The sequence below is a fragment of the Comamonas testosteroni genome (assembly GCF_000761245.1).
GTDB classification, from domain to species: Bacteria; Pseudomonadota; Gammaproteobacteria; order Burkholderiales; family Burkholderiaceae_C; genus Comamonas; species Comamonas testosteroni_C.
In genome coordinates, this window is sequence record NZ_AWOR01000068.1 from 382,249 (window position 1) to 398,587 (window position 16,339).

Annotated in this window: 23 protein-coding genes and 1 tRNA gene; 7 read left to right on the plus strand and 17 right to left on the minus strand. The window is 61.5% G+C overall.

The window, feature by feature from the left end; translation table 11 throughout:
• The 6 genes from P353_RS20655 to P353_RS20680 are packed head-to-tail and all read left to right on the plus strand — an operon-like array spanning position 1 to position 5,931.
• Complete coding sequence (locus tag P353_RS20655) at positions 1–948, plus strand: ABC transporter permease (protein ID WP_034373798.1); 948 nt, start codon at positions 1–3, stop codon at positions 946–948.
• Positions 945–1,877 (plus strand): ABC transporter permease, encoded by a 933-nt coding sequence (locus P353_RS20660; protein ID WP_034373800.1) that lies wholly within the window; start codon positions 945–947, stop codon positions 1,875–1,877. The genes P353_RS20655 and P353_RS20660 overlap by 4 nt, the downstream gene beginning before the upstream one ends.
• A complete protein-coding gene (locus P353_RS20665; RefSeq protein WP_034373802.1) occupies positions 1,874–3,565 on the plus strand; it encodes a dipeptide ABC transporter ATP-binding protein in 1,692 nt (563 codons plus the stop codon). The genes P353_RS20660 and P353_RS20665 overlap by 4 nt, the downstream gene beginning before the upstream one ends.
• On the plus strand, positions 3,546–4,652 hold the full coding sequence (locus tag P353_RS20670) for a putative FMN-dependent luciferase-like monooxygenase (protein ID WP_034373805.1): 1,107 nt from the start codon (positions 3,546–3,548) through the stop codon (positions 4,650–4,652). The genes P353_RS20665 and P353_RS20670 overlap by 20 nt, the downstream gene beginning before the upstream one ends.
• A complete protein-coding gene (locus P353_RS20675) occupies positions 4,649–5,344 on the plus strand; it encodes a CMD domain protein (RefSeq protein ID WP_034373808.1) in 696 nt (231 codons plus the stop codon). The genes P353_RS20670 and P353_RS20675 overlap by 4 nt, the downstream gene beginning before the upstream one ends.
• Positions 5,341–5,931: an alkylhydroperoxidase domain protein gene (locus tag P353_RS20680; protein WP_034373811.1), complete on the plus strand. Its 591-nt coding sequence runs from the start codon at positions 5,341–5,343 to the stop codon at positions 5,929–5,931. Before P353_RS20675 ends, P353_RS20680 begins: the two co-directional genes overlap by 4 nt.
• 9 nt (positions 5,932–5,940) lie before the next feature.
• Here the strand turns inward: P353_RS20680 and P353_RS20685 are convergent, their stop codons facing one another.
• Entirely contained in the window at positions 5,941–7,446 is a 1,506-nt protein-coding gene (locus P353_RS20685) for a DASS family sodium-coupled anion symporter (RefSeq protein ID WP_034373813.1), read from the minus strand.
• 268 nt (positions 7,447–7,714) lie between these two features.
• Between P353_RS20685 and P353_RS20690 the strand changes: the two genes are divergently transcribed.
• Positions 7,715–8,032, plus strand: coding sequence for a hypothetical protein (locus tag P353_RS20690; protein WP_034373816.1), 318 nt, complete (start codon positions 7,715–7,717; stop codon positions 8,030–8,032).
• 84 nt (positions 8,033–8,116) lie between these two features.
• Here P353_RS20690 and P353_RS20695 read toward each other — a convergent pair.
• The 16 genes from P353_RS20695 to rplE all read right to left on the minus strand — a co-directional run bounded on the left by P353_RS20695 (position 8,117) and on the right by rplE (position 16,339).
• Positions 8,117–8,193, minus strand: a tRNA-Met gene (locus tag P353_RS20695).
• A gap of 40 nt (positions 8,194–8,233) precedes the next feature.
• Complete coding sequence (gene rplQ / locus P353_RS20700) at positions 8,234–8,617, minus strand: 50S ribosomal protein L17 (RefSeq protein ID WP_003050544.1); 384 nt, start codon at positions 8,615–8,617, stop codon at positions 8,234–8,236.
• A gap of 136 nt (positions 8,618–8,753) precedes the next feature.
• The gene (locus P353_RS20705; RefSeq protein WP_003050542.1) at positions 8,754–9,752 is read right to left on the minus strand and encodes a DNA-directed RNA polymerase subunit alpha; all 999 of its coding nucleotides are present in this window, start codon (positions 9,750–9,752) and stop codon (positions 8,754–8,756) included.
• Between the two features lie 112 nt (positions 9,753–9,864).
• The gene (rpsD, locus tag P353_RS20710) at positions 9,865–10,488 is read right to left on the minus strand and encodes a 30S ribosomal protein S4 (RefSeq protein WP_003068426.1); all 624 of its coding nucleotides are present in this window, start codon (positions 10,486–10,488) and stop codon (positions 9,865–9,867) included.
• An 89-nt stretch (positions 10,489–10,577) separates the two neighbouring features.
• Complete coding sequence (gene rpsK, locus P353_RS20715) at positions 10,578–10,982, minus strand: 30S ribosomal protein S11 (RefSeq protein ID WP_003050538.1); 405 nt, start codon at positions 10,980–10,982, stop codon at positions 10,578–10,580.
• Between the two features lie 17 nt (positions 10,983–10,999).
• Positions 11,000–11,365 carry a 30S ribosomal protein S13 gene (rpsM, locus tag P353_RS20720; RefSeq protein WP_003050537.1) on the minus strand — a complete coding sequence of 122 codons (366 nt, stop codon included), beginning with the start codon at positions 11,363–11,365 and terminating at the stop codon, positions 11,000–11,002.
• 22 nt (positions 11,366–11,387) lie between these two features.
• Positions 11,388–11,501: a 50S ribosomal protein L36 gene (rpmJ, locus tag P353_RS20725; protein ID WP_003050535.1), complete on the minus strand. Its 114-nt coding sequence runs from the start codon at positions 11,499–11,501 to the stop codon at positions 11,388–11,390.
• Positions 11,502–11,619: 118 nt separating this feature from the next.
• Positions 11,620–12,933, minus strand: coding sequence for a preprotein translocase subunit SecY (secY, locus tag P353_RS20730; RefSeq protein ID WP_003050520.1), 1,314 nt, complete (start codon positions 12,931–12,933; stop codon positions 11,620–11,622).
• A gap of 24 nt (positions 12,934–12,957) precedes the next feature.
• Positions 12,958–13,389 (minus strand): 50S ribosomal protein L15, encoded by a 432-nt coding sequence (gene rplO, locus P353_RS20735; RefSeq protein WP_003050519.1) that lies wholly within the window; start codon positions 13,387–13,389, stop codon positions 12,958–12,960.
• An 11-nt stretch (positions 13,390–13,400) separates the two neighbouring features.
• On the minus strand, positions 13,401–13,583 hold the full coding sequence (gene rpmD / locus P353_RS20740; RefSeq protein ID WP_003050517.1) for a 50S ribosomal protein L30: 183 nt from the start codon (positions 13,581–13,583) through the stop codon (positions 13,401–13,403).
• A 14-nt stretch (positions 13,584–13,597) separates the two neighbouring features.
• Positions 13,598–14,119, minus strand: coding sequence for a 30S ribosomal protein S5 (gene rpsE, locus P353_RS20745; protein WP_003050515.1), 522 nt, complete (start codon positions 14,117–14,119; stop codon positions 13,598–13,600).
• 15 nt (positions 14,120–14,134) lie between these two features.
• Positions 14,135–14,500, minus strand: a complete 366-nt coding sequence (gene rplR / locus P353_RS20750; RefSeq protein ID WP_003050513.1) for a 50S ribosomal protein L18 — start codon at positions 14,498–14,500, stop codon at positions 14,135–14,137.
• An 11-nt stretch (positions 14,501–14,511) separates the two neighbouring features.
• On the minus strand, positions 14,512–15,045 hold the full coding sequence (gene rplF, locus P353_RS20755; RefSeq protein ID WP_034373819.1) for a 50S ribosomal protein L6: 534 nt from the start codon (positions 15,043–15,045) through the stop codon (positions 14,512–14,514).
• A 24-nt stretch (positions 15,046–15,069) separates the two neighbouring features.
• On the minus strand, positions 15,070–15,465 hold the full coding sequence (rpsH, locus tag P353_RS20760) for a 30S ribosomal protein S8 (protein WP_034373822.1): 396 nt from the start codon (positions 15,463–15,465) through the stop codon (positions 15,070–15,072).
• A gap of 20 nt (positions 15,466–15,485) precedes the next feature.
• Positions 15,486–15,791, minus strand: coding sequence for a 30S ribosomal protein S14 (gene rpsN / locus P353_RS20765; RefSeq protein WP_003050509.1), 306 nt, complete (start codon positions 15,789–15,791; stop codon positions 15,486–15,488).
• 8 nt (positions 15,792–15,799) lie between these two features.
• A complete protein-coding gene (gene rplE / locus P353_RS20770) occupies positions 15,800–16,339 on the minus strand; it encodes a 50S ribosomal protein L5 (RefSeq protein WP_003050507.1) in 540 nt (179 codons plus the stop codon).

Consider the following 16,339-nt stretch of genomic DNA (forward strand, 5'->3'; position numbering starts at 1 on the left):
ATGCCTCGCCGCTATCTGCTTGGCCGCATCGCGCAGGCCGCCCTGGTGCTGTGGGCGGCATTCACCGCCTCCTTCATCCTGCTGCAACTGCTGCCAGGCGATGCCGTGCTGATCAAGTTCCTGAACCCCGAGCTGGGCCTGGGCCCGCAGGAGATCGCCGACATCCGCGCCGCCTATGGGGCTGATCAGCCTGTCTGGCAGCAATACCTGCACACCCTGGGGCAGTTCCTCACGGGCCATTTCGGCTACTCCTTGCAAGCCGGCGTGCCCGTGAGCCAGGGACTGGCCACCAGTCTGCCGCCCACGCTGCGCCTGGCAGGCCTGGGCTTTTCCACGGCGGCGCTGCTGGCCATAGCGCTTGCGGCGGCGGCCAGCCTCGCGCCTCTGGCCTGGCTGCGCAATGCCCTGCAAGCCCTGCCCTCGGTCTTCGTCTCCGTGCCCGTTTTCTGGCTGGGCATCATGCTGATCCAGGTGCTGTCCTTCCGTCTGGGCTGGATTCCCGTCATCAATCCCGGCCCCTGGGAGGGCCTGGTCCTGCCCACGCTGACGCTGGCCGTCCCGATTTCGGCGCCGCTGGCCCAGATCCTGCTGCGCAATATCGACACCGTGCTGGCCCAGCCTTTCGTGGCCGTAGCCCGCGCCAAGGGTGCTTCTCGCGCCTGGGTGCTGCTACACCATGTGACGCGCAATGCCCTGCTGCCGACCTTGACGATCGCCGGCGTGCTGTTCGGCGAGCTGCTGGCCGGTGCCGTGGTCACCGAGGCCGTGTTCGGCCTCAACGGCCTGGGCACGCTGACCCAGCAGGCCGTGGGCAACCAGGACACGGCCGTGCTCCAGGCCGTGGTCGTGGTCTCGGCCGCCACCTTCGTGCTCATCAACCTCGCCGTGGACCTGCTCTACCCGCTGCTCGATCCTCGTTTGCGTCATTCTGTGGAGAACCGGGCATGAACACCGCCGTCTCGACCATCATTCCCAAGCCCCTGGCTTCCAGCGTCGCGTCGTCCGCAGCGCCCAAGCTTGGGCCCCCGCCGGCACCGGCCGCAAAAAGCCTGCGCCCCGTCCTGATCGATCTGCAAACGCTCAGGCGCCTATCGCCCACGCTGGCCCTGGCCTGGCTGGTGATTGCCACGGCCGCACTGTGGGCACTGGTTCCAGGCTGGTTTGCCCATCAGAATCCCGTCGTCGGCCAGGCCGGCCAGCAACTGCTGGCGCCCGGCCTCACGCACTGGCTGGGCACGGATGCGCTGGGGCGTGATCTCTGGGCCCGTGTGGTGCATGGCTCCGTGCACTCACTGTCTGGCGCTTTCCTGGCCGTGGCGGTGGGCCTGGTGGCGGGCACGTTGATCGGCCTGCTGGCCGGAGCCACGGGCGGCCGCGTCGATGACGCGCTGATGCGCCTGGTCGACGTGCTGCTGGCCGTGCCCTCGCTGCTGCTGTCGCTGACCATCATCATCTTGCTGGGCTTTGGCACCATCAATGCGGCCATCGCCGTGGGGGTGGCATCCGTGGCCGGCTTCGCGCGCCTGGTGCGCTCCGAAGTGGTTCGCGTGCGGCGCTCTGACTATGTGGAGGCGGCCTTCGGCAGCGGCGGACGCTTTGCCGCCGTGCTGTGGCGCCATGTGCTGCCCAATTCGCTGACTTCGGTGGTGGCCCTGGCCGCACTGCAGTTCGGCTCGGCCATCCTGTCGATTTCCACGCTGGGCTTTCTGGGCTACGGAGCGCCACCGCCCACGCCCGAATGGGGTCTGCTGATCGCCGAAGGGCGCAACTACATCGCCACCGCATGGTGGCTGACCACGGCGCCAGGCCTGGTCGTGGTGGCCGTGGTGCTGGCCGCCAACCGCATCGGCGCCTCATTCGCGCGGAGGCCGGCATGAGCGCCCTGCTGCAAGACCGCCCATCCACGGCAATCCCTGCCGCTGCTGCCGCCCCGCTGCTCGAAGTCCAGGACCTGGTTATCGCCTACCGTGACCACGGCGGCCAGGAACAGCGCGTGGTCCACGGCCTGTCGTTTTCCGTGGCACCGGGCGAGGTCGTGGCCCTGGTCGGCGAATCGGGATCGGGCAAGACCACCACGGCCCAGGCCGTGATCGGCCTGCTGGCCGACAACGGCCGCCGCGAGCAAGGCAGCATCCGGCTGCAGGGCACCGAGGTCTCGGACTGGAGTGCCGCGCGCTGGAACAGCATTCGCGGCCGCGTGCTCAGCCTGGTGCCCCAGGATCCAACCACCTCGCTCAACCCCGTGCGCACCGTGGGCAACCAGGTCGGTGAAGTCCTGCGCATTCACGGCCTGCGCGACCGCGCTGCCATCGAGGCGCGCGTGATCGACCTGCTGACCCGCGTGGGCCTGTCCCAGCCCGCCCTGCGGGCGCGCCAGTATCCGCACGAGCTGTCGGGCGGCATGCGCCAGCGCGTGCTGATCGCCATCGCCATCGCGCTGCGACCTGCGCTGATCATCGCCGACGAACCCACCAGCGCGCTGGACGTCACGGTGCAGCGGCGCATCCTGGATCTGATCGACGAGCTGCGCCGCGAAACCGGCACCGCAGTGCTGCTGGTCACCCACGACCTGGGCGTGGCCGCAGACCGCGCTCATCGCCTCATCGTCATGCAGGGAGGTCGCATTCAGGAGCAAGGCCCGACACTGGAGCTTCTGCGCAATCCACAAAGCGCCTATACGCGCCGCTTGCTGTCCGACGCGCCCTCGCTCACGCCTGCGCCCCGTCGCACTGCGCCAGCGGCGGCGGCGGCGGCCGCTACCGAAGATTGGGCCATCGAGGTCGAGGACCTGGTACACGATTTCCATGCCCCCGGCCGCGGGCGCGGCGTTTTCCGCGCCGTGGACGGCTTGTCGCTGCGCCTGCGCCGGGGCTCCACGCATGCCATCGTCGGCGAGTCGGGCTCGGGCAAGACCACGACCATACGCGACATCGTGGGCCTGGGACGTCCCACATCGGGTCGCATCCGCATCGCCGGCACCGAACTCACGGGCCTGCGCGGCGAGGCCCTGCGCCAGTTGCGGCGCAAGGTCCAGCTGGTCTATCAGAACCCGTTCAGCTCGCTGGATCCGCGCCAGCGTGTCTTCGACATCATCGAGGAGCCGCTGCTCAACTTCGAGCCGCTACCGGCTCAGGAGCGCCGCCAACGCGTGCTTGACATGCTGGAACGCGTGGGCCTGCCGGCCGCCGTGCTCGAACGGCGCCCGCATGCGCTCTCGGGCGGCCAGCGCCAGCGCGTAGCGATTGCACGCGCCCTGGTGCTGCAACCGGAAGTGGTGGTGCTGGACGAAGCCGTCTCGGCATTGGACGTGACCGTGCAGGCCCAGATCCTCGCCCTGCTCGCGCAGTTGCAGCAGGACCTGGGCCTGAGCTATCTCTTCATCTCGCACGACCTTGCCGTGGTGCGCCAGATCGCCGACACGGTGTCGGTGCTGCGCGCAGGCAAGGTGGTGGACGCGGGCAGCGTCGAGGACGTGTTCCTACGCCCCACCAGCGACTACACGCGCGAACTCATGGACGCCATTCCCGGCAAAAGGAGCATCGATTTTGTCCCTCACCCCGCCTGACAATCTTCATCACCCTCGCCTGGGCTTCTTCAGCCGCCTGCTCGATGAGGTACCGGCCGGCGAACGCTACCGCCTGGTTACCGAGCAGATCGCCCATGCCGAAGCCCAGGGCTTCGACTCGGCATGGATCGCCCAGCACCATTTCCACGAAAGCGAGGGCGGCCTGCCCTCACCTTTTGTCTTTCTCTCGCATGTGGCGGCCCGCACGCGGCGCATCCGCCTGGGCACGGGCGTGGTCACGCTGCCGCTGGAAAACGCGCTGCGCGTGGCCGAGGACGCGGCCGTGCTGGACCTGCTGTCGGGCGGCCGGCTCGAAGTGGGTCTGGGCACGGGCGGCACGGCAGAGTCCTTCGAGGCCTTCGGCGTCGCGGGCAGCGAGCGCGGCGCGGTCTTCGCGCGCAACTTCGCCGTGCTGCGGGATGCCTGGGCCGGGCGCGAGCTGGCAGGCGGCGTGCGCCTGTACCCCGCAGCCCCGCAGTTGCTGGAGCGCGTCTGGCAAGCCACGTTCTCGGTCGAGGGCGGGGCTCGCGCCGGCGCCAACGGGGACGGGTTGATGCTCTCGCGCACCCAGCCCCGACCCGAAGGCCGGCCTCAGGCCACTCTGTCCGAGATACAGAACCCCATCATCGACGCTTATCTCGCGGCCCTGCCCGCAGGTCGCACACCGCGCATCCTGGCTTCGCGCACCCTGCTGGTATCCGACAAGCGCTCTCAGGCACTGCAATGGGCCGAGGCCGGCCTGCGTCGCTCGGCCCTGCGCCATGCGGCCCTGGCCTCAACCTCCTCCACGCAATGGGCAACGCGCGTCGACCCACAGGCGCCGCTGCAGCAGCTCATTGAAGCCTACGACGTACATGTGGGCACGCCCGAGGACGTGATCGCCTCGCTCAAAGCCGACACGGCGCTGGCGCAAGCCACCGACATCGTGTTCCAAGTGCACTCCATCGATCCTCCGCTCCTGGCCATTCTGCGCTCCATCGAGCTGACTGCGTCCGTCGTGGCACCAGCCCTGGGCTGGCGCCGCAATGATCCCCCCGCCAGCTCTTCCCACCCCCTTGCCCGGACCGGGCTGCTTCAAGCCGCATGACCATGAGCATTACCGCCCAGACCCGCTTTCCCGAAGATGTGATCGACCATCTCGCCGATATCACTGCCGGCAGCGCGCTGGATCAGGTGCGCCGCCACCGCAGCGAGGCTCGCACCCAGGCCCAGCAAAGCTTTGCCGCACTGTTCACCCCCGCCGAGCCCGTTGCGGGAGCCGTCTCGCTGCGCGAGCGCCTGACGCTGGCCGCCTTCACGGCAGGCCTGCATGGCGAGCCACGCAGCACGGCCTTCTACACACGCGCCCTGGCGGCCGAGAATGCCGATCTGGCCGACGCCGTGAGCTCGGAAGTGGTGCACGGGCGCGCTGCCAGCCTGCAGGCCGGCAGCGGCCCGCACGGCCCCTACGGGATTTATCCGGCCGGCCCCTTGAGCCGCGAGGACCAAAGCGGCCCCAGCTACGCCGTGGACCCGGCTCATGCGGCTTTGCTAGGCCCGCGCCTGAGCGCCGCACTGGCCCATGCCCATCTGCTGGCCTACCACCCACGCGATGCGAGTGCCCGGGCTTTGCAGGCGCTGCAGCAGGCCGGCTGGAGCGAGACCGATATCGTCATCCTGTCCCAGCTCGCCTCTTTCCTGTCCTTCCAGATCCGCCTCGTGGCGGGGCTGCGCGTGCTCGGCGCACGAGCTGCAATCACCACGGCATCGTCCACCATCGCCCTGCAAGCCCAGCCATGACCACTACGCACAACACCTCTGTCCAGATCTTCACCCAGGAGCAGCTCGACTGGCAGCCATGGATAGCTCCGCTGCAGGAGAGCGAGCTGAGCGAGCGCCACTATGCGGGACTGGTGGATGCGGCGCGCGCGCATTCACCCTATTTCCGGCTGCTGGCGCGCGACCCAGACACGCTGGGAGCACGCACACGCACCGACAAGGACATCTTCTACAACCCCGATGCCGGCCTGCCGCGCGCCGAGCGTGAACTGGCAGCAGCTGCAACCTCACGCACCAACGGCTGCATCTACTGCGCTTCGGTACATGCGCGCTTTGCCACGCATTTCTCGCATCGCACTGCCGATGTGCAGCGCCTGCTCGATGAAGGTCCGGGCACCGACCTGGGCCCTCGCTGGAATGCCATCGTTGCCGCCGCCGTGGCCTTGACGCAGACGCCGCCCGCACTGGAGTCCAGTCATATCGATGCGCTGCGTGCAGCCGGCCTGGACGACGCCGCCATCTCCGATGCGCTTCACGGCACGGCTTTCTTCAATTGGGCCAACCGACTCATGCTGTCCCTGGGCGAGCCCCTGCATACCGCCACCTGACGCCGCAGCTCACCACAGCCCCAGCAGCTTCCACCAGGCAGCTCCGACGACAGCGAAGATCAGCAGTTCCAGCACGCACATGGCAGCACCTACGCGCCACCAGACACCCAGAGTCACATAGCCGCTGCCGAAGATGATGGGCGATGTTCCGGTCGCGTAGTGCGTCAGCGTCATCATGATGGCTGAACCGGCCGTCATCATCAGCATGAAGGGGACGACGTAATCGGCTGGGATCAGTTGCGCGCCCACGGTCAGAAAGGCCAGCATCATGGCGCTGATATGGGCAGTGGTGCTGGCAAACAGATAGTGCGAGAAGACGAAGACGCCCACCAGAATAGCGGCCACGGGCAGCCAGTCCAGGCCGCTGGCGACGATGGCATTCTTCAGGCCCTCGGCAAACCAGGCGACCACCCCTAGCCTGTTGAGCTGCTCGGCCAGCATCACCAGGGCACCGAACCAGATCAGGGTGTCCCAGGCGCTTTTCTCGGACAACACATCATCCCAGTCGATGGTCCCCGTGATGATCAGGGTGAACAGACCCAGAAAAGCCACCACGGTCGGGTCCAGCGTGAAAGCCGGGCCGAACAGCATCTGCGGCACATTCGCCCACAGCAACAGCATCATGCCGAAGGTCCCGAGCATCACCCGCTCCTTGCCTGACAGCGGGCCCATACGGGCCATCTCGGCACGCGCGTACTCCACGGCATTGGGCGTGGCCTTGAGCTCGGGTGGCGACAGCAGATAGACCGCCAGCGGCATCAGCAGCAGACACAGCAAGCCCGGCAGCAGCATGTACAGCGCCCAGCTTGTCCAGCTCAGATGCAGGGACTGGCCCGTGGCCTTGGCGACCAGGTCCACGACTAACGGATTAGGCGCGGTTGCGGTCAGGAACATGGCCGAAGTGATCGGATTGGAATGGTAGTTGACCAGCGCCAGATAGGTCCCGACCTTGCCCTGGGTTCCCTTGGCCGGGTCCGATTCGAAGGCGTTGGCAATGGACTTCATGATCGGATGCACGATACCGCCGCCGCGTGCCGTGTTGCTGGGCGTGAACGGGGCCAGCACCAGCTCACAGATCGCAAGTCCGTAACCTATGCCTATGGTGCGCTTGCCCATCAGCGCAATGAACAGCAACCCGATGCGGTTGCCGAGCCCCGTTTTCTTGAGGCCGCGCGAGATCAGAACAGCCACCACGATCAGCCAGATCAAGGGGTTCGCAAAGCTGCTCAACGCATCCGTGATCGCACCCTTGGAGGAACTGGAGGTCACCTGAGACAGCGACACGATGACAATCGCCATCAGAGCCATCACACCTATGGGCATGACCTTGAGAATGATCGCCACGATGGTCGTCAGAAAGATGGCCACCAGCTGCCATGCCTTGGCATCCAGCCCAGCCGGCACCGGCGTCAGCAGCAGACCGATCAGCACCAGGGTGGCAATCAGTGCAGGCACCAGCCGAAACGGCACGGCCGATTTGAGGTAGCGGAACATCGAGACGATTTTCTCGAACATACAAGTCCTTTTCTTTACCTGCAGCGCATCGAGACACCATACCTCAGCTCGGAGAAATCCAGGAGACACGGACGGGCATTGGTGGTCAGGTCGCAGACTGGCATCATGATGCAGTGCCGCACGGCCTCGACCCCAGGCCGACGTTCACCTTATCGACATTTGATAAGCATCAAGACTTGTAGAAGCAAAACCGACGGCCAGAGCCGGGGTATGCCAGCATTCGAGTCTGGGACAGATGTCCATGGATTGAGCAGGAGAGCCACCCTACATGCCAGCGAATCGATTCTTGCCCGATGAATGGGAAAGCCGCCTTGAGGAAATAGACCGGGAGATCCTGCATCAGGCAGCTATCTGCAAGATCCGGCTGCTCGAGCCCGGTGCCGTGGAGCGCGTGCTGGCCAACGATGCCGGCATCTGCGGGTCCGCGCATGAGACGGCATTCAAGACCTTGCGCGGCCTGCTCTATCTGCATTACACCGAGGTACTGCACATCAGCGAGGTGCTGAGCCCGGAGATCGCCCAGGTGATTGCCAACCGGGTACGCGAGCATCTGCGCCGTCGCTCAGGCACACAGCCAGGGGTATGACGAGCCGAGGTGGGCGCAGCCTTCTGACCTATGGAGAAAATGGACAAAAAAAAGGTCACGACATTGTCGTGACCTTTTTCAATTTGGTTGCGCGAGAAGGATTTGAACCTCCGACCTTTGGGTTATGAGCCCAACGAGCTACCAGACTGCTCCATCGCGCGGTATTTCCAAATTATAGCAGGCTTTGCAGCCCGCTCTGGCTTATTCAGCTGCTGCAGCGGCTTCTTCAGCGCGCTCAACCAGTTCCACATAGGCCATGGGAGCGTTGTCGCCCACGCGGAAGCCCATCTTCAGGATACGTGTGTAGCCGCCGGGACGCTGAGCGTTGCGGGGACCCAGCACGTTGAACAGCTTGGTCACGCTGTCGCGGTCGCGCAGACGGTCAAAAGCCAGACGGCGGTTAGCCACGGTGTCAACCTTGGCCAGAGTGATCATGGGCTCGATGACGCGACGCAGTTCCTTGGCCTTGGGGACCGTGGTCTTGATAGCTTCGTGCTCGATCAGCGAGTTCATCATGTTCTGCAGCATTGCCTTGCGGTGTGCAGAAGTGCGGTTCAGTTTGCGGAGGCCGTTGCCGTGACGCATGGTGCTTTTCCTTTGCTCCCCGTTTTTATCCGGAGATCTTTTCTAAATTAAATCAGGCAGCCGTATCAGGTACTGCCCGAGGCACTTGGACTTTGCCAAAACCGAACGATTTCAGCAAAGTCCTCTATTGTAGCGATTAACGCTTTTCCAGGCCAGCTGGTGGCCAGTTCTCGAGCTTCATGCCCAGCGTCAGACCGCGGGAAGCCAGAACTTCCTTGATCTCGTTGAGCGACTTACGACCCAGGTTGGGAGTCTTGAGCAGCTCGTTTTCGGTACGCTGGATGAGGTCACCGATGTAGTAAATGTTCTCTGCCTTGAGGCAGTTGGCAGAACGCACGGTGAGCTCGAGCTCGTCCACGGGACGCAGCAGGATGGGATCGAACGAGGTGGCAGCACCGCGGCCACCGGCAGGAGCGTCGAACACGCTGGCGATATCGCCACCGTCGAGCTGGGCAAACACTGCCAGCTGCTCCACCAGGATCTTGGCGGATGCGCGCACTGCGTCTTCAGCGGTGATGGCACCGTTGGTTTCGATTTCCAGAACCAGCTTGTCAAGATCGGTACGCTGTTCCACACGTGCGGATTCGACAGCGTAGCTCACGCGCTTGACGGGCGAGAACGAAGCGTCGAGCACGATACGGCCGATCGACTTGGTCGATTCGTCACCGTAGCGGCGCACGTTGCCGGGCACATAGCCGCGGCCCTTTTCCACCTTGATCTGCATGTCCAGCTTGCCGCCTTGCGACAGATGGGCGATCACATGATCAGGGTTGACGATTTCTACGTCGTGGGGGGTCTGAATGTCACGGGCAGTGACAACACCTTCGCCATCCTTGCGCAGGCTCAGGGTGACTTCGTCACGATTGTGCAGCTTGAACACCACACCCTTGAGGTTCAGCAGGATGTTGGTCACATCTTCCTGGACACCGTCGATGGAGGAGTACTCATGCAGCACTCCAGCAATCGTCACTTCCGTCGCTGCGTAACCCACCATGGAGGAGAGCAGAACACGGCGCAGGGCATTGCCCAGCGTATGACCGTAGCCACGCTCAAACGGCTCCAGAACAACCTTGGCACGGTTGTGACCAAGTTGCTCGACATTGATTGTCTTGGGCTTCAGCAAATTCGTTTGCATGCAGACTTCCTCTCAATACCCTCGGCTCGTTACACCGGTAAGGCTGGTGAAGCACCCACGGCGCGATGCCTCGCGCCGTGGGGACGGTTTACAGAAATGTCGCTGCTAAAGATTAACGCGAGTACAACTCAACGATCAGGGATTCGTTGATGTCAGCTGCGAATTCATCGCGGTCAGGAGACTTCTTGAAAGTACCTTCTGCCTTGTCAGCAGACACTTCAACCCATGCGGGGAAGCCCACTTGAGCAGCCAGTTGCAGAGCCTCGACCACGCGAGCTTGCTTCTTGGACTTTTCACGCAGAGCAACCACGTCGCCTTCCTTCACGGAGAAGGAAGGAATGTTCACGGACTGGCCGTTCACAGTGATAGCCTTGTGCGACACCAGCTGACGTGCTTCAGCGCGAGTGGAGCCGAAGCCCATGCGGTACACCACGTTGTCCAGACGCGATTCCAGCAGCGACAGCAGGTTGGCACCAGTGTTGCCACGCTTGCGGTCAGCAGCTTCGAAGTAGCGGCGGAATTGCTTCTCCAGCACGCCGTACATGCGCTTGACCTTCTGCTTTTCGCGCAGTTGCAGACCGTAGTCGGAAGTGCGCTGACCGGAAGTGCGGCCATGCTGACCAGGCTTGGTGTCGAACTTTGCCTTGTCTGCGATGGAGCGACGTGCGCTCTTCAGGAACAGATCGGTGCCTTCGCGGCGGGAGAGTTTTGCCTTGGGGCCAATATAGCGTGCCACTTGATTTCCTTTGTGTCATCTACCGTGCGCAAACACGGGAGCCGCCCGCGATGCAAATGCACCTGGGCGGCGGTGGGCTTGATAAAAAATTAGATACGACGGCGCTTTTGAGGGCGGCAGCCGTTGTGGGGAACCGGAGTCACGTCCGAGATGGAAGTGATACGGATACCCAGAGCACCCAGGGCGCGAACCGAGGATTCACGGCCAGGACCGGGACCCTTGATTTCGACTTCCAGGTTCTTGATGCCCTGTTCGATAGCAGCACGACCGGCCACTTCCGAAGCAACCTGAGCAGCAAAGGGAGTCGACTTACGCGAACCCTTGAAGCCCTGGCCACCCGACGAAGCCCACGACAGAGCGTTGCCTTGACGGTCGGTGATGGTGATGATCGTGTTGTTGAACGAAGCGTGCACGTGCGCGATACCGTCAGAAATATTCTTACGGACCTTCTTGCGAACGCGAGCAGCTGCGTTGTTTGCGGGAGACTTAGCCATAATGATCTTTCAATCTCTTATTTCTTCAGAGCCGCTGCACCCTTGCGCGGACCCTTGCGAGTACGAGCGTTCGTGCGGGTACGTTGACCGCGCATGGGCAGGCCGCGACGATGACGGAAACCGCGATAGCAACCGATGTCCATCAAACGCTTGATGTTCATGGTGGTTTCGCGACGCAGATCACCTTCCAGAGTCATGGGATTCAGGAAGTCACGGATCTTTTCCAGATCAGCGTCCGTCAGGTCCTTGACCTTCTTGGAATATTCGATACCGCATGCTTCGCAGATTTTGCGAGCTGTAGTGCGACCGATGCCGAAGATGGCAGTCAGGCCGATTTCAGCATGCTTGTGCGGCGGGATGTTAATGCCAGCAATACGTGCCATATTAGTCCTCTAATGCTTTCAATCAACCTTGGCGCTGCTTGTGGCGCTGGTCAGTGCAGATCACGCGCACAACACCTTTGCGGCGGATGATCTTGCAGTTACGGCAGATTTTCTTGACCGAAGCCGAAACTCTCATTCTTTTCTCCTAAAACTTTCCATCCACTATCGGCCTATCGACCGGGAAACAATGCCCGCGATAGATCGATGGGCGTCTACTAACTTTTGGCAGGCTGCCCCCTTGGGCAGCCTTGTCATCAAATACCAGCCTTAAAGTTCGCTTTTTTCAGGAGCGACTCGTATTGCTGCGACATCACGTAGTTCTGCACTTGAGCCATGAAGTCCATTGTCACGACCACGATGATCAGCAACGATGTACCACCGAAGTAGAACGGAACGTTGTACTTCAGGATCAGGAATTCGGGCAACAAGCACACGAAGGTAATGTAGATCGCGCCAGCCAGGGTCAGGCGAACCAGAATCTTGTCAATGTAGCGGGCTGTCTGTTCGCCAGGACGAATCCCGGGGATGAAAGCGCCACTCTTCTTCAGGTTGTCGGCAGTTTCCCGGCTGTTGAAAACCAGGGCCGTATAGAAGAAGCAGAAGAAAATGATCGCGGCAGCATAAAGGATGACATAGATTGGCTGACCAGGGGTCAACGTGCTCGCAATATCCTTCAGCCAGCGCATGGATTCTCCTGCACTGAACCAATTCACCACCGTAGCGGGCAGCAAGATGATCGACGAAGCGAAGATGGGAGGAATCACACCTGCCATGTTCAGCTTCAGTGGCAAGTGCGAAGACTGACCACCGTACACCTTGTTGCCGACTTGTCGGCGTGCGTAATTCACCAAGATCTTGCGTTGACCTCGTTCGACATACACGACGAAATACGTCACGGCTGCCACAACGAGAACAATGAAGATTGCCGCCAGAATGCTCATGGCACCGGTGCGCACCAGTTCCAGCAGACCGCCGATAGAGCTCGGCAGGCCTGCGGCGATACCGCCAAAGATCAGTATCGAGATACCGTTGCCCAGACCACGTTCAGTGATCTGTTCACCGAGCCACATCAGGAACAGGGTACCGGCCGTGAGACTAACCACCGCAGTCATGCGGAAGCCAAAACCAGGGTTCAGAACCAAGCCTGCGGAGCTTTCCAGGGCAACAGCAATTCCCAAGGACTGAAACAGCGCCAGGCCCAGAGTGCCGTAGCGGGTGTACTGGGTAATCTTGCGACGACCCGCTTCACCTTCCTTTTTCATCTGCTCGAATGTCGGGACCACGTAGGTCATGAGCTGCATGATGATCGATGCCGAGATGTACGGCATGATCCCCAGTGCGAACACTGTGAAGCGCGAGAGCGCTCCACCCGAGAACATGTTGAACAGATTGAGAATGCCGCCCTGCTGGCCAGAGAACAGCTGCTGCAGCTGCGCTGGATCGATGCCCGGAACGGGGATATGCGCCCCGATGCGGTATACGACCAGCGCAAGCAACAGAAAAACCAGACGACGACGCAGGTCGCCGAATTTTCCAGTCTTTGCAATTTGAGCTGCGCTAGTAGCCACGGATGTCTTCTTTCAGAACTTTAATCAGGCGATGCTGCCACCGGCAGCTTCGATGGCAGCCTTGGCACCGGCGGTAGCGCCGATACCATTGAGCTTGACAGCCTTAGTCAGTTCACCGCTCTTGATGATCTTCACCACCTTAGCGATAGAGCCAACCAGACCGGCTTGCTTCAGAGCAGCCAGATCGACTTCGGCCAGGCCGAGCTTATCCAGCTCGGACAGGGTCACTTCTGCATTGAACTTCAGCAGATGCGACTTGAAGCCACGCTTGGGCAGGCGACGCTGCAGAGGCATTTGACCGCCTTCGAAGCCCACCTTGTGGTAGCCACCCGAACGCGACTTCTGACCCTTGTGACCGCGACCGGCGGTCTTACCCAGACCAGAACCGATACCGCGACCCACGCGACGCTTGGCGTGCTTGGCGCCGTCTGCAGGCTTGATGCTATTGAGTTCCATCATCAATCCTTTCAGAGAACCTTCACCAAGTAGGCGATCTTGTTAATCATGCCGCGCACTTCAGGAGTGTCCTGCAGTTCGCTGACGCTGTTCAGCTTGCGCAGACCCAGGCCACGCACAGTCGCACGGTGCGACTCTTTGGTGCCGATGGGGCTACGAACCAGCTGAATCTTGACAGTTTGTTGTGTTGTCATGTGCTGGACTCCGATCAGGCGGTGAAGATGTCTTCGACCGACTTGCCGCGCTTTGCTGCCACGTTCGCAGGGGTCGTGGAGTTCTTCAAAGCGTCGAAAGTTGCGCGAACCATGTTGTAGGGGTTCGACGAACCATGGCTCTTGGCCACGATGTCGGTGATACCCACCACTTCAAAAACAGCGCGCATAGGGCCGCCAGCAATGATGCCGGTACCCTTGGGAGCTGGGTGCAACTCGACCTTGGCGGCGCCGTGATGGCCCTTCACCGAGTGGTGAATGGTGCCGCTCTTCAGTGCAACCTTCATCAGGTTGCGACGGCATTCTTCCATCGCTTTTTGCACGGCAGCAGGCACTTCCTTGGACTTGCCCTTACCCATGCCAACGCGACCGTCACCATCGCCAACCACGGTCAGTGCAGCGAAGCCGAGAATACGACCACCCTTCACAACCTTGGTGACGCGGTTGACCGCGATCATTTTTTCGCGCAGACCGTCGTCACGACCTTCGTCTTGCACTTTGGGGGAAAATTTAGCCATTTGTATCCGCTCCGCTTAGAACTGCAGGCCCGCTTCGCGAGCGGCTTCTGCCAAAGCCTTCACGCGGCCGTGGTATGCAAAACCGGCGCGGTCGAAAGCCACTTTCTCAACGCCAGCAGCCTTAGCCTTCTCAGCAATGCGCTTGCCGATCAGCGTGGCGGCGGCCACGTTGCCACCCTTGCCAGCGGCGCCGAGTTGCGAACGCACTTCGACTTCTGCAGTGGAGGCCGAAGCCAGCACGGTAGTGCCGTCTTCCGAAACCACGGAGGCGTAGATATGGAGATTGGTGCGGTTCACGCTCAGACGGGCAACGCCTTGCTGGGCAATGCGGATGCGAGTCTGACGGGCACGGCGCAGACGCTGCTCTTTCTTGTTCAACATCATGCAGCTCCTTACTTCTTCTTGGTCTCTTTGATCACGACCTTCTCATTCGCATAGCGAATGCCCTTGCCCTTGTAAGGCTCGGGAGGACGAACGGCACGGATCTCAGCAGCCAATTGACCGACCACTTGACGGTCAGCACCCTTGATCACGATTTCAGTCGGAGTGGGGGTAGCGACAGTGATGCCGGCAGGCATCTCGAAGTTGACGGGGTGCGAGAAGCCCACAGCCAGGTTCAGCTTGGAACCTTGTGCAGCGGCCTTGTAGCCCACGCCAATCAGCGTCAGCTTCTTCTCGAAGCCTTCAGTCACGCCCTTGACCATGTTGTTGACCAGCTGGCGGATGGTACCGGCCAGAGCGTCAGCTTCACGGGAGTCGTTGGCGGGAGCAAAGGACAGCTTGCCGTCGTTGTTGCCGATGTTCACCAGGCCGTTCAAAGACAGCGACAGATCGCCGCCCTTGCCCTTGACCTTGATGGTTTCAGCGTTGATGGACACATCCACACCTGCGGGGATGGTCACAATAGCTTTTGCTACGCGAGACATTTCAGTATTTCTCCTTAATGTCCGTTAGGCCACATAGCACAGCACTTCACCGCCGATACCGGCAGCACGTGCTTTGCGATCAGTCATCACGCCCTTGGGAGTAGTGACGATGGCCACACCCAGGCCGTTCTGGACCTGAGGGATTGCGTGACGACCCTTGTACACGCGCAGGCCGGGACGGCTCACACGTTCGATACGTTCGATCACAGGGCGACCGGCGTAGTACTTCAGGGTAATTTCGAGTTCGGACTTGCCACCTTCGGACTTCACTTCGAAGCCGTCGATATAGCCTTCTTCCTTCAGCACTTGTGCGATGGCAACCTTGACCTTGGAGGAAGGAGCCGACACAGTGGCCTTGGAGACCATTTGTGCATTGCGGATGCGGGTCAGCAAGTCAGCGATGGGATCACTCATGCTCATGTTTAATCTCTCCTGCTTGCTTACCAGCTGGCCTTGGTGACACCGGGGATGTCGCCAGCAAAGGCCAATTCACGCACCTTAGCGCGACCCAGACCGAATTGGCGGAAGGTACCGCGAGGACGGCCAGTGATCTCGCAACGGTTACGCTGGCGAGTGGGGTTCGAGTTACGGGGCAGCTTCTGCAGACCCAGGCGAGCGGCGTCGCGCTCTTCGTCGGAACGCTTCACGTCGCCGGCGATTGCCTTGAGTTCTGCATACTTGGCAGCATACTTGGCTGCCAGCTTTTCGCGCTTCAGTTCGCGCTGAATCATTGCTACTTTAGCCATGCGCCACCTCAGTTCTTGAAGGGGAATTTGAAAGCGGCGAGCAGTGCCTTGCACTCTTCGTCGTTCTTCGCTGTTGTCGTGATGCTGATGTTCAGACCACGCAGAGCGTCCACCTTGTCGTACTCGATTTCGGGGAAGATGATTTGTTCTTTGACGCCAACGTTGTAGTTGCCGCGACCGTCGAACGAACGACCCGAGATACCACGGAAGTCACGCACGCGGGGCAGAGCCACGGTCACGAAACGGTCCAGGAATTCGTACATCTGAACGCCACGCAGGGTCACCATGCAGCCGATAGCTTGGCCTTCGCGGATCTTGAAACCAGCGATAGCCTTCTTGGCCTTGGTCACCACAGGCTTCTGACCAGCAATCTTGGTCAGGTCAGCCACGGCGTTGTCCATCACCTTCTTGTCGGCCACGGCTTCGCTCACACCCATGTTCAGAGTGATCTTGGTCAGACGGGGCACTTCCATAGCGGAGGTGTAGCCGAACTTTTCTTTCAGTTCAGCCGCGATCTTTTCGCGATAGAGTTTTTGCAGTCGTGCCAT